The sequence below is a fragment of the Shigella dysenteriae genome (genome assembly GCF_022354085.1).
Lineage (GTDB): Bacteria > Pseudomonadota > Gammaproteobacteria > Enterobacterales > Enterobacteriaceae > Escherichia > Escherichia coli.
This window is the reverse complement of record NZ_CP055055.1, coordinates 4,240,631-4,252,438: the sequence shown is the minus strand read 5'-3', so window position 1 is coordinate 4,252,438 and position 11,808 is coordinate 4,240,631. Positions and strand designations below refer to the sequence as shown.

The window sequence follows — 11,808 nt, the reverse complement described above, 5'->3', positions numbered from 1 at the left end:
GTACAATTGACGTTGATTGAGAACGATTTCAGTACGCGCTTTTCTTATTGCCGGGGGAGCTTGAAGGGATTTGAATGTCAAAGTGATGAAGATTAATCTTCATCAAAACCAGAGTTAAAGAGGGCGATAACGGCGGCCAGTGCTTCCTCTTCCTGTGGACCGGTCGCTTCAACTTCAATCTGCCGTCCTTTGGCAGAATCCAACATCAGCAGCGCAATAACGCTGTTGGCTTCAGCCTCGGTGCCTTCGTCATTACGTAACAGCACTTCAGCGTCAAAACCCTGCATTAATTCAAACAGCTTCATTGCAGGCCGGGCATGCATGCCCAGCTTGTTTGTGATTTCAACAGTTTGCTTGACGGTCATGGTTTACGTTTTTCCAGCGTACGATGGCGTGACTGGACGTTTTTACCGCGCGAGCGGAAGTAGTCAGCCAGTTGCTCTGCAATATACACCGAACGGTGCTTCCCGCCGGTACAACCAATGGCGACCGTCAGGTAGCTACGGTTGTTGGTTTCCAGCATAGGTAACCATAGCTCAAGATAGCTTCGCGTCTGGTAGATAAAATTGTGTACTTCTGTGTGGCGGTCGAGGAACGCGGCGACAGGCTTATCAAGACCTGTCATTGGACGCAGTTTCGGATCCCAGTGCGGGTTCGGCAAGAAGCGCACGTCAAAGACGTAATCTGCATCGATAGGGATACCGTGTTTGAAGCCGAAAGACTCAAAGACCATTGTCAGTTCGCGTTCACGTTTACCCAGCAGACGGGTACGCAGCATTTCTGCCAGCTCGTGAACGGACATTTCTGAGGTATCGACAATCAGATCCGCTCGCGAACGCAGAGGCTCCAGCAGATCGCTTTCTTTGTCGATAGCACTTTCCAGCGACAGGTTTTTGCTGGAAAGCGGATGCAGTCGGCGCGTGTCACTGTAACGACGAATTAAGGTATTACGGTCGGCATCCAGGAACAGGAGTTGCGGTGAGAAAGCGTCAGGCAGGTTACTCATCGCCTGTTCGAATATTTCTGGTGACTCCGGCATATTACGAACATCAATGCTGACGGCGGCAGAAATCTCGCGATCGGCCAGGGTTCGAGCCAGATCGGGTAACAACACTACGGGAAGGTTATCCACGCAGTAAAAACCCATATCTTCCAGCGCACGCAGGGCGACAGATTTACCTGAACCTGAACGTCCGCTGACGATCATCAGTACCATGTACTGTTTCTCCTCACAACGTCTAAAAGAGACATTACCGAATAACTACGCTTCATCCGGAGTACCTTCGGTATCCGTAATGATTTGATACAGCTCTTCATCGCTCTGGGCTGCGCGTAAACGGCGGCAGATGGTTTTGTCCGCCAGACGTTTCGCCACCAGCGACAGAGTATGCAGGTGCGTTTTAGTTTGGTCTGCCGGCACCAGCAGGGCAAAAAGTAAGTCCACCGGTTGGTTGTCGATGGCATCGAAAGCTATAGGCGTTTCGAGCTGAACGAAAACGCCAACGGCACGCAGAGTATCTTCTTCCAGTTTGCCATGCGGAATGGCAATACCATTGCCGATACCGGTACTGCCCATTTTTTCCCGCGTCAGGATAGCTTCAAAAACCACCTGAGGCGGCAGGCTAAGTTGTTTCGCCGCCAGCTCGCTGATGATTTCCAGGGCGCGTTTTTTGCTCTGACAGTGGACGCGGCTTCGCGTACATTCCCTGTTAAGAACACTGCTAAGCTGTAGAGTTGTATCATTATTTGTCATAATTTCACCTAAGAACCTGCCCACTCAAACAGTGGAACAGGCTCGGAGCATTAACCGTACAAATGGCCCGTTGTGCCGCACAACAGGCCGCCATGCACATGCTAATTGCCCGGACAATTAGTGTTGTTTCAGTTTATCTTTATGTTTGGTCAACTGGCGTGCCAGCTTATCAATTAAGCCATCAATGGCAGCGTACATGTCCTGACCTTCCGCGCTGGCATGAATTTCACCACCGTTTACATGCAGTGTTGCATCTGAGGTGTGGGTGACTTTTTCCACTTTCAGAACAACATAGACCTGGTTGATTCGGTCAAAATATTGCTCAAGTTTGGCAAATTTGGCTGTAACAAATTCGCGCAGTGCCTCGGTGATCTCGACGTTATTTCCGGTAATGTTGAGCTGCATAGTGTCTTCCTTATCGGTTGGGTCAAACGAGCTGTTTACGCTGGTTTGACGGCGGAATGGATAAAGACTCTCGGTACTTCGCAACAGTGCGGCGTGCCACCATGATACCTTGTTCCGACAGCAAAGAGGTTAACTTGCTGTCGCTCAACGGTTTCGCTGGGTTTTCCGCCGCGATTAATTTCTTCACCAGCGCACGAATCGCCGTAGAGGAAGCTTCGCCGCCGCCCTCGGTATTGACGTGACTGGAAAAGAAATACTTCAGTTCAAAAATGCCTCGTGGACTATGCAGGTATTTTTGCGTGGTCACGCGAGATATCGTCGATTCATGCATTTCGACAGCCTGGGCGATATCGGCCAGTACCATCGGTTTCATATATTCTTCGCCTTGCTCAAAGAAGGCTTGCTGCTGTTCAACGATACAGCGACTCACGCGCAGTAGCGTATCGTTACGGCTTTCCAGACTCTTGATCAACCATTTGGCATCCTGCAGATTGCTGCGGATAAACTGGCTGTCACCATCGTTGCGCGCGTTATTGCACATCGAGGCGTAGTGCTGGTTGATTTGCAGACGCGGAATGCTGTCACTGTTGAGTTCTACCGTCCAGTGACCGTTATGCTTACGCACCAGCACATCTGGAATGACATACTCAGGTTCGCCAGTCTGGATCGACTGCCCGGGGCGCGGATCGAGCGACTGGATCAGATTGACGGCTTCTTTCAGCACATCTTCTTTCAGACGCGTGACGCGCATTAAAGTGCGGAAGTCGTGATTGGCTAACAGATCGAGATGATCGCTAATGATCAGTCTGGCCTCTTCCAGCCACGGCGTGGTTTTATCGAATTGGGAGAGTTGGATCAGCAGGCAGTCACGCAGATCTTTTGCCGCCACACCGACCGGATCAAACCGTTGGATCCGCTTAAGGACGGCTTCAACTTCGTCGATGTCGATCTCTTCATCGCCCATACTTTCGAGAATATCTTCCAGCGGGACAGTCAGATAACCGGTGTCATCAACGGCATCGACGATAGAGGTAGCAATAGCGCGGTCAGTGTCGGAAAACGGTGTCAGCTCGACCTGCCACATCAGGTAATCCTGCAAGGTCTGCGTCGTTTCGCCCTGATAGACCGGTAGCTCGTCGTCAATGTAGTCACCGCTGGTGCCGGATGGTGTACCAGCGGTGTAAATGGTGTCCCAACTGGCATCGAGCGGCAACTCTTCCGGCATCTCTTTTTGTTCGAGCGCGTCGGCGGTGTCCAGCGTTTCACTGTCTTGCGTTTCGCGGGTGTCGATTTCTTCATGAGTGTCGATTTGCTCAAGCAGCGGATTACTCTCCAGCGCCTGCTGTAGCTCCTGCTGAAGTTCCAGCGTCGACAACTGCAACAGACGAATTGCCTGTTGGAGCTGTGGCGTCATCGCCAGTTGTTGGCTAAGCCTGAGTTGCAAACCTTGCTTCATGTTCAGAATCGTACTCTCCTGCTAAAACGTCGCAAACTTCTACCCTATCAGAGTCTGAAGTCTTCCCCAAGGTATACACGCTTAACGTGTTCGTCTTGTAAGATTTCTGTAGGCGTGCCGTGGGCGATCAAATGCCCCTGACTGACGATATAAGCGCGTTCACAAACCGCCAGTGTTTCACGCACGTTGTGGTCAGTGATCAGCACGCCCAGGCCGCTGTCGCGCAGGTGCTCAATGATGCGTTTAATGTCGATAACCGAGATCGGGTCAACCCCGGCAAACGGTTCGTCGAGCAGAATAAATTTCGGATTCGCAGCCAGTGCGCGGGCAATTTCTACACGGCGACGTTCACCCCCGGAGAGTGACTGCCCCATGCTGTCACGCAGGTGCTCAATGTGAAACTCTTCCATCAGCTCGTTCGCGCGGTCTTCACGTTGTTCAGCAGACAAGTCGTCACGAATTTGCAGTACCGCCATCAGGTTATCGTAAACGCTGAGGCGACGGAAAATGGAGGCTTCCTGTGGCAGATAGCCGATACCGCGGCGCGCGCGTGCATGCAGAGGCAGCAGACTGATATCGTCATCATCAATAATGATGTTGCCCGCATCGCGCGGCACAATGCCAACAACCATATAGAAAGTGGTGGTCTTACCGGCACCGTTTGGCCCCAGCAGACCGACAATTTCCCCGGAGTTGACGGTCAGGCTGACGTCTTCTACCACGCGACGGCCTTTATAGGCTTTTGCAAGGTTCTTTGCAGTTAATGTTGCCATAACGAATTAATTACCCTTCTTCTGTGCCGGGGTCTGGCCTTTGTTGTTTTTGTCCTGCAGCTGCGACGGCACCAGAACGGTGGTTACACGCTTGCCTTTGTCGCTGAAAGCCTGCATTTTCTGCTCTTTCACCAGGTAAGTGATCTTATCGCCCTTAATGTTGCTATCGACCTGCTGCAGATAAGCATTACCCGTCAGAACGACAAAATCTTTTGCCAGTTCGTAGTGCATCTGGGAAGCGTGACCTTCAACGGGTTTACCGTTGTCCTGCATCTGGTAGAACGTTGCCGGTTTACCGTAGCCGTCAATCACTTCTTTACCTTGTTCGCCGCCCGGACGGGTAACGACCACTTTGTCGGCATTAATTTTGATGGTGCCCTGGGTGACGATGACATTACCGGTAAAGGTAACCACGTTGCCTTGCATATCAAGAGATTGCTGGTCCGATTCAATGTGGATCGGCTGATCAGTGTCTCCGGTTACGGCAAATGCCGGAATGCTGGCGGCCAGAAGTGAGCTGGCAAGCACAAGATTAAGGCTGAGTTTGTTTGTTTTGAATTTCATAGGATGTTCTAACCTTTTCAATCAGCTCGGCGTTCTTGCTGCGTAAGTTGCCGCGCATTTTCAGACCGCTGGAGTTAAATGTTGTTCCGTATAACGTGACGAGGTCTTCAGAGGTAACATCCTGCGTCACCAGATTGATCTGCGCGTTATCCGTCGTGATTCTGCGAAGTTGAGAGTCCGGCACGAGTGCGTTGACTTCAACGTGTCCATATAAATAGAGCATCCGGTCATTGGTCAGCTTGGCTTTATCTGCTTTTACGGACCATGTCGGGATTTTATCCTTATCAAACGTGGTAAGTACCGGCTGCGTAAACCACGAAACGGCCTGATCGGAATAATATTCAACGTGTTGAGCAATCAATCGATAGCTTAGCGCCCCTTCTGGGTTATAGACGAGCGTGTCCGTATGCTCGCTTTTATAGGTGGGATCATTGTTGTTGACGACCACCTGGGCGGTATCGTCTTTTTCGGCCATATTAATGCCGATCATCACCAGAACCGCCAGTGATAGCACAATGATAACCCAACGTCTGGCTTTACTCATATCGATTGCCCTTTGGCTTCATCCAGTTTGCCCTGCGCCAGGAGTAATAAGTCGCAAACTTCGCGCACTGCGCCACGACCGCCAGCAATGCGCGTCACGTAATCGGCGCGCGGGATCAACAGTGGATGCGCATCGGCCACGGCGACGCTTAAACCTACTTTTTCCATTACCGGCCAGTCGATGAGATCATCGCCGACATAAGCCACATTTTCCGGGGCAATCGCCAATTTTTCCAGCAGATCGCTAAAGGCGATCAGTTTGTTTGACTGCCCCTGATACAAGTGAGTGATCCCCAATGTGGCACAACGATCTTCTACCAGTTTAGCCTTTCGCCCGGTAATGATAGCGACTTCAATATCAGAGGTGAGCGCACAACGAATGCCATAACCGTCACGAACATTGAACGCTTTCAGCTCTTCGCCGTTATTGCCCATATAAATCAGGCCATCTGACAGTACGCCATCAACGTCGAGGATTAGCAGACGAATGTTCTCTGCTTTTGCTATAACGTCGGCGCTGACAGGGCCGTAACAGGTCGCAAGCGACGCACCTGCTTTGCTCATTGTTGTTTATCCTTGAATCTTTACACTACGCCTGCACGCAGTAAATCATGCATATGTAACACACCGAGTAAATGGTCGCCATCGGCAACCATCACGGAGGTGATATGGCGGGACTGCATTAAGTTCAGTGCCTCAACGGCCAGAATGCCAGGGCGCACGCGTATTCCCCCCGGCGTCATCACATCGGCAATACTTAACTGACGAACATCCACGCCCATATCGAAGACACGGCGTAAATCACCGTCGGTAAAGATGCCTTCAATCATCATATTGTCATCGCAAATGACAGTCATACCAAGATTTTTGCGGGTAACTTCCAGTAACGCGTCACGCAGACTGGCCGTTTTCTTAACATGCGGGATCTCATCGCCCGTATGCATAATATCGTTTACGCGCAGCAGAAGTTTACGACCCAGTGCGCCGCCTGGGTGTGAGAGCGCAAAATCTTCAGCAGTAAAGCCGCGTGCTTTTAACAGCGCGACAGCGAGGGCATCGCCCATAACCAGCGTGGCGGTGGTGCTGCTGGTCGGTGCCAGCCCTAACGGACAGGCTTCTTTCGCTACTTTAACACACAGATGCACATCTGCGGCGCGCGCCATGCTGCTCTCCGGGCGACCGGTGATGCAGATTAACGGTACGTGAAGACGCTTAAGCACTGGAATTAAGGCAGTGATTTCGCTGGATTCACCTGAGTTAGAGATAGCAATCACCACATCCTGTGGGGTGACCATGCCTAAATCACCATGCGCGGCTTCACCAGGATGGACGAAAAATGAAGGTGTACCGGTGCTGGCAAACGTTGCGGCCATTTTGCGCCCGATGTGCCCCGATTTCCCCATCCCCATGACGACAACTTTCCCTTTACACCAGAACATCTTTTCACAGGCAAGCGTGAAATTCTGATTGATGTATTGATCAAGCTCCGCCAGGCATTCACGTTCAATCGCCAGGACTTCTTTACCTGCTTGCTGAAAGTCAAAACCCGGTTGTAACTCTACGTGCGACATAATGCGTTTCCAGTTATTCAACGAGTATTGGCGATAACCAGTACAACATCGCCAGCCATACGATAAATCCGCCAGTTAATAATACCCCTACACCACGGCCCGGTTGCGGGGAGCGCCGCCAGCACAGCAACGCAAAAATAATGCTCACCAGCAACATCACGCTGTAGTCACGACTGTACGCCAGTGGATCAATCTCTCCTGGCGTTATCAGCGCGGGTAAACCCAACACGATGACAATATTAAAAATGTTTGCGCCAATGATATTTCCGACAGCAATGTCGTTTTCACCTTTGCGAACCCCCGCTATTGCGGTTGCCAGTTCCGGCAGGCTGGTTCCGATAGCAATTGCCGTCAGACCCATCGTCAACTTGCTGATGGCAAAGTAATTCGCCAGCACCGTGGCGTTATCAACCACCATCCGCGTGGCCACTGGCATGATGATAAGCGCAATGCCGAGCCATAAAAACGCGACGGGCAATCCGCCGTCACGCGGCAGCTCTGCAAGCTGCTCTCTGGTCAGGCTGTCAGTCCCCTGACGTTCAGCCTGACGTGCAAGTTTAACAATGAACAGCAGCCATAGCACAGCCAGAAAGAGGAGAAAGATACCATCGCTGCGACTAAGTTGTCCGTCATAGAGTACGGAACCGGCCACCACGCTGACCAACAACATTAAGGGTAATTCACGGCGTAGAACATCAGAATGGACGGTAAAAGGACGAACCAGCGCAGCCAGACCGAGGATCAGCAATATATTGATAATGTTTGAGCCGAGGGCTGTACCAACGGCTAAATCGCGTTGTTCGTGCAGAGACGCGGCAAGCGAGACGATGATTTCTGGTAACGATGTACCAATACTGACCACCGTCATGCCGATGATCAGCGGCGGGATGCCAAAGGTTCGGCAAAGAATAGACGCGGCAAAAACCAGGCGATCGGCACTGTAAACGACCAAAAGTAAACCAACAATTAACAGTGCCGTAGCTAAAAGCATCTAACGTCCTTTCTTCAGGTATACTCGCCGGTCCGCTGAAGATTTTCAGAAAGCCGTAACGGATTCTTAATTTTGACTTTATGCGGCTAAAAAGTAAAACAAATGCCAGCTTTCGCTAACCACGGCGGGTAATATTCTGTAAATATGTTGGGTTCAAGGTTAAATTGAGCGCCATGCTTAGAAAATCAACGCAAGACGAAGGGTGAATTATGGAGCAGTCTGTGGCGAATTTAGTCGATATGCGCGATGTCAGTTTTACGCGTGGCAATCGCTGCATCTTCGATAATATTTCCCTGACCGTGCCGCGAGGGAAGATCACGGCGATCATGGGGCCATCGGGCATCGGTAAAACGACGCTACTCCGTCTGATTGGCGGGCAAATCGCACCAGATCATGGTGAGATCCTTTTCGATGGTGAGAATATTCCGGCGATGTCTCGTTCGCGCCTGTATACAGTGCGCAAACGGATGAGCATGTTATTTCAGTCCGGGGCGTTGTTCACTGATATGAACGTATTTGACAACGTCGCCTATCCACTGCGCGAACATACCCAACTTCCCGCGCCATTGTTACATAGTACGGTGATGATGAAGCTGGAGGCCGTGGGGCTGCGTGGAGCGGCTAAACTAATGCCTTCTGAACTTTCCGGTGGGATGGCGCGGCGTGCAGCGCTGGCGCGTGCGATTGCGCTGGAGCCGGATCTCATCATGTTTGATGAGCCCTTTGTTGGGCAAGATCCCATTACCATGGGCGTACTGGTGAAGCTGATTTCTGAGCTGAACAGCGCGCTGGGCGTGACTTGTGTGGTGGTTTCTCACGATGTGCCGGAAGTGTTAAGTATTGCGGATCACGCCTGGATCCTGGCGGACAAAAAAATTGTCGCTCATGGCAGTGCCAAGGCGTTGCAGGCGAATCCTGATCCGCGCGTACGTCAGTTTCTGGACGGGATAGCTGACGGGCCTGTTCCGTTCCGCTATCCTGCCGGCGATTATCACGCTGATCTTTTACCAGGGAGTTAAGCCACTCATGCTGTTAAATGCGCTGGCGTCGCTCGGACATAAAGGGATTAAAACCCTGAGAACGTTCGGGCGGGCCGGGTTAATGTTATTCAATGCGCTGGTCGGCAAACCGGAATTTCGCAAACATGCGCCGCTGCTGGTGCGCCAGCTCTATAATGTCGGCGTCCTGTCGATGCTGATTATTGTAGTTTCTGGCGTGTTCATCGGAATGGTGTTGGGGCTGCAAGGTTATCTGGTTCTGACCACTTATAGTGCGGAAACCAGTCTGGGTATGCTGGTGGCGTTATCGCTACTGCGTGAACTGGGGCCGGTGGTTGCCGCGTTGTTGTTTGCCGGGCGTGCTGGTTCGGCGCTAACCGCAGAAATCGGCCTGATGCGCGCTACAGAGCAACTCTCCAGTATGGAGATGATGGCGGTGGATCCGCTGCGTCGGGTTATTTCTCCCCGTTTCTGGGCTGGGGTTATTTCATTACCACTGTTGACGGTTATTTTCGTCGCCGTGGGGATCTGGGGCGGATCGCTGGTCGGCGTCAGTTGGAAAGGCATTGATAGCGGGTTCTTCTGGTCGGCAATGCAAAATGCCGTCGACTGGCGTATGGATCTGGTCAACTGTCTGATTAAGAGCGTGGTGTTCGCCATCACGGTGACGTGGATTTCGTTGTTTAACGGCTACGATGCCATCCCGACGTCTGCCGGGATTAGCCGGGCAACCACTCGCACCGTTGTCCACTCGTCTCTGGCTGTTCTGGGGCTGGATTTTGTGCTGACCGCATTGATGTTTGGGAATTGAGTTCATGCAAACGAAAAAAAATGAAATTTGGGTGGGTATCTTTTTATTAGCAGCACTGCTGGCGGCGCTGTTTGTTTGCCTGAAGGCGGCGAACGTGACGTCAATACGTACTGAACCGACCTACACGCTTTATGCGACGTTCGATAACATTGGCGGCCTGAAAGCGCGCTCTCCGGTCAGCATTGGTGGTGTTGTTGTGGGCCGGGTGGCGGATATTACGCTGGACCCGAAAACCTATCTGCCACGCGTAACGCTGGAAATTGAACAACGTTATAACCACATTCCTGATACCAGTTCGCTGAGCATTCGTACTTCCGGCCTGCTGGGAGAACAATATCTGGCATTAAACGTCGGTTTTGAAGACCCGGAACTGGGGACTGCTATCCTGAAGGATGGCGATACAATTCAGGACACCAAGTCTGCGATGGTGCTGGAAGATCTCATTGGTCAGTTCCTTTACGGTAGTAAAGGCGATGACAATAAGAATAGTGGCGATGCGCCAGCTGCTGCGCCAGGTAATAATGAAACCACTGAACCTGTGGGTACAACGAAATAATTTCAGGAGAACCGACGCATGTTTAAACGTTTAATGATGGTCGCTTTGCTGGTGATTGCACCGCTGAGTGCGGCAACCGCGGCAGACCAGACCAATCCGTATAAGCTGATGGACGAGGCGGCGCAGAAAACGTTCGATCGCCTGAAGAATGAGCAACCGCAAATTCGGGCCAACCCGGATTATCTGCGTACCATTGTTGATCAGGAACTGCTGCCATACGTACAGGTGAAATACGCCGGTGCGCTGGTGCTGGGCCAGTATTACAAGAGTGCGACTCCCGCCCAGCGTGATGCTTACTTTGCCGCTTTCCGTGAGTACCTGAAGCAGGCTTACGGTCAGGCGCTGGCGATGTATCACGGTCAAACCTATCAGATTGCGCCAGAACAGCCGCTGGGTGATAAAACCATTGTGCCTATTCGCGTTACCATTATTGACCCGAATGGCCGCCCGCCGGTGCGTCTGGACTTCCAGTGGCGTAAAAACTCCCAGACGGGCAACTGGCAGGCTTACGACATGATTGCTGAAGGCGTCAGTATGATCACCACCAAACAAAACGAGTGGGGAACGCTGCTGCGTACCAAAGGTATCGACGGCCTGACTGCGCAACTGAAATCGATTTCTCAACAGAAAATCACTCTGGAAGAGAAAAAATAATGAGCGAGTCACTGAGCTGGATGCAGACGGGTGACACGCTGGCGTTATCCGGAGAGCTGGATCAGGACGTTCTGCTACCGCTTTGGGAAATGCGTGAGGAAGCGGTGAAGGGGGTTACCTGCATCGATCTTAGCCGTGTGTCCCGCGTGGATACGGGGGGACTGGCACTGCTGCTCCATCTTATCGATCTGGCGAAAAAGCAGGGCAACAATGTGACGCTTCAGGGGGTAAACGACAAAGTGTATACCCTGGCGAAATTGTATAATTTGCCTGCTGATGTGCTGCCTCGTTAAATTTTTTCAGGCCGGATATGGCGTTAACCGCCTGTCCGGCAAACCTGCCTGCAAGTCGAGCCTTGTCTGATTTATCAGCGAGGCTTTTTGCTTATTTATGCCAGCGCAACTTTGCTCTAAGATGTTTCGCTGGTTTATTAACTGATGATTGAAGATCCCATGGAAAATAATGAAATTCAGAGCGTGTTGATGAACGCTCTCTCCCTCCAGGAAGTCCACGTTTCCGGCGATGGCAGCCACTTTCAGGTTATTGCCGTGGGTGAGTTGTTTGACGGCATGAGTCGGGTTAAAAAACAGCAGACGGTCTATGGTCCGCTGATGGAATATATTGCGGATAACCGCATTCATGCTGTGTCGATCAAAGCGTATACCCCTGCGGAGTGGGCGCGCGATCGCAAACTGAACGGCTTTTGAGCTATGGGCGATTCGCCGGTAGCGGA

17 protein-coding genes are annotated in these 11,808 nt (G+C 51.7%); 6 read left to right on the top strand and 11 right to left on the bottom strand.

Features of this window, described 5'->3' with window-relative positions:
- Positions 1 to 92 precede the first annotated feature (92 nt).
- The 11 genes from npr to HUZ68_RS20250 form a co-directional block, all read right to left on the bottom strand.
- Positions 93 to 365, bottom strand: a complete 273-nt coding sequence (gene npr / locus HUZ68_RS20300; protein ID WP_000216791.1) for a PTS phosphocarrier protein NPr — start codon at positions 363 to 365, stop codon at positions 93 to 95.
- A complete protein-coding gene (gene rapZ, locus HUZ68_RS20295) occupies positions 362 to 1,216 on the bottom strand; it encodes an RNase adapter RapZ (protein ID WP_000243741.1) in 855 nt (284 codons plus the stop codon). Before rapZ ends, npr begins: the two co-directional genes overlap by 4 nt.
- A 45-nt stretch (positions 1,217 to 1,261) precedes the next feature.
- Positions 1,262 to 1,753, bottom strand: coding sequence for a PTS IIA-like nitrogen regulatory protein PtsN (gene ptsN, locus HUZ68_RS20290; RefSeq protein WP_000183676.1), 492 nt, complete (start codon positions 1,751 to 1,753; stop codon positions 1,262 to 1,264).
- 117 nt (positions 1,754 to 1,870) lie between these two features.
- Complete coding sequence (hpf, locus tag HUZ68_RS20285; RefSeq protein WP_001176599.1) at positions 1,871 to 2,158, bottom strand: ribosome hibernation promoting factor; 288 nt, start codon at positions 2,156 to 2,158, stop codon at positions 1,871 to 1,873.
- A 22-nt stretch (positions 2,159 to 2,180) separates the two neighbouring features.
- Entirely contained in the window at positions 2,181 to 3,614 is a 1,434-nt protein-coding gene (gene rpoN, locus HUZ68_RS20280; protein ID WP_000809051.1) for an RNA polymerase factor sigma-54, read from the bottom strand.
- A gap of 47 nt (positions 3,615 to 3,661) precedes the next feature.
- Complete coding sequence (gene lptB, locus HUZ68_RS20275; RefSeq protein WP_000224099.1) at positions 3,662 to 4,387, bottom strand: LPS export ABC transporter ATP-binding protein; 726 nt, start codon at positions 4,385 to 4,387, stop codon at positions 3,662 to 3,664.
- 6 nt (positions 4,388 to 4,393) lie between these two features.
- On the bottom strand, positions 4,394 to 4,951 hold the full coding sequence (lptA, locus tag HUZ68_RS20270; protein ID WP_000669785.1) for a lipopolysaccharide ABC transporter substrate-binding protein LptA: 558 nt from the start codon (positions 4,949 to 4,951) through the stop codon (positions 4,394 to 4,396).
- Positions 4,920 to 5,495, bottom strand: coding sequence for an LPS export ABC transporter periplasmic protein LptC (lptC, locus tag HUZ68_RS20265; protein WP_000030537.1), 576 nt, complete (start codon positions 5,493 to 5,495; stop codon positions 4,920 to 4,922). The genes lptA and lptC overlap by 32 nt, the downstream gene beginning before the upstream one ends.
- Complete coding sequence (gene kdsC, locus HUZ68_RS20260) at positions 5,492 to 6,058, bottom strand: 3-deoxy-manno-octulosonate-8-phosphatase KdsC (protein ID WP_000030005.1); 567 nt, start codon at positions 6,056 to 6,058, stop codon at positions 5,492 to 5,494. Before kdsC ends, lptC begins: the two co-directional genes overlap by 4 nt.
- A gap of 20 nt (positions 6,059 to 6,078) precedes the next feature.
- Complete coding sequence (gene kdsD / locus HUZ68_RS20255; RefSeq protein ID WP_001295557.1) at positions 6,079 to 7,065, bottom strand: arabinose-5-phosphate isomerase KdsD; 987 nt, start codon at positions 7,063 to 7,065, stop codon at positions 6,079 to 6,081.
- A 13-nt stretch (positions 7,066 to 7,078) separates the two neighbouring features.
- Positions 7,079 to 8,056 carry a calcium/sodium antiporter gene (locus HUZ68_RS20250; RefSeq protein ID WP_239593967.1) on the bottom strand — a complete coding sequence of 326 codons (978 nt, stop codon included), beginning with the start codon at positions 8,054 to 8,056 and terminating at the stop codon, positions 7,079 to 7,081.
- Between the two features lie 209 nt (positions 8,057 to 8,265).
- Between HUZ68_RS20250 and mlaF the strand changes: the two genes are divergently transcribed.
- The 6 genes from mlaF (at position 8,266) to ibaG (ending at position 11,782) form a co-directional block, all read left to right on the top strand.
- Positions 8,266 to 9,075, top strand: coding sequence for a phospholipid ABC transporter ATP-binding protein MlaF (mlaF, locus tag HUZ68_RS20245; RefSeq protein WP_000438244.1), 810 nt, complete (start codon positions 8,266 to 8,268; stop codon positions 9,073 to 9,075).
- A 7-nt stretch (positions 9,076 to 9,082) separates the two neighbouring features.
- The gene (gene mlaE / locus HUZ68_RS20240) at positions 9,083 to 9,865 is read left to right on the top strand and encodes a lipid asymmetry maintenance ABC transporter permease subunit MlaE (protein WP_000925795.1); all 783 of its coding nucleotides are present in this window, start codon (positions 9,083 to 9,085) and stop codon (positions 9,863 to 9,865) included.
- A gap of 4 nt (positions 9,866 to 9,869) precedes the next feature.
- Entirely contained in the window at positions 9,870 to 10,421 is a 552-nt protein-coding gene (gene mlaD / locus HUZ68_RS20235) for an outer membrane lipid asymmetry maintenance protein MlaD (protein ID WP_001296448.1), read from the top strand.
- An 18-nt stretch (positions 10,422 to 10,439) separates the two neighbouring features.
- On the top strand, positions 10,440 to 11,075 hold the full coding sequence (mlaC, locus tag HUZ68_RS20230; RefSeq protein ID WP_000476484.1) for a phospholipid-binding protein MlaC: 636 nt from the start codon (positions 10,440 to 10,442) through the stop codon (positions 11,073 to 11,075).
- A complete protein-coding gene (gene mlaB / locus HUZ68_RS20225) occupies positions 11,075 to 11,368 on the top strand; it encodes a lipid asymmetry maintenance protein MlaB (protein ID WP_001325167.1) in 294 nt (97 codons plus the stop codon). The genes mlaC and mlaB overlap by 1 nt, the downstream gene beginning before the upstream one ends.
- A 159-nt stretch (positions 11,369 to 11,527) precedes the next feature.
- Positions 11,528 to 11,782, top strand: coding sequence for a BolA family iron metabolism protein IbaG (gene ibaG, locus HUZ68_RS20220; RefSeq protein WP_000429656.1), 255 nt, complete (start codon positions 11,528 to 11,530; stop codon positions 11,780 to 11,782).
- The last annotated feature ends 26 nt before the right edge of the window (positions 11,783 to 11,808 follow it).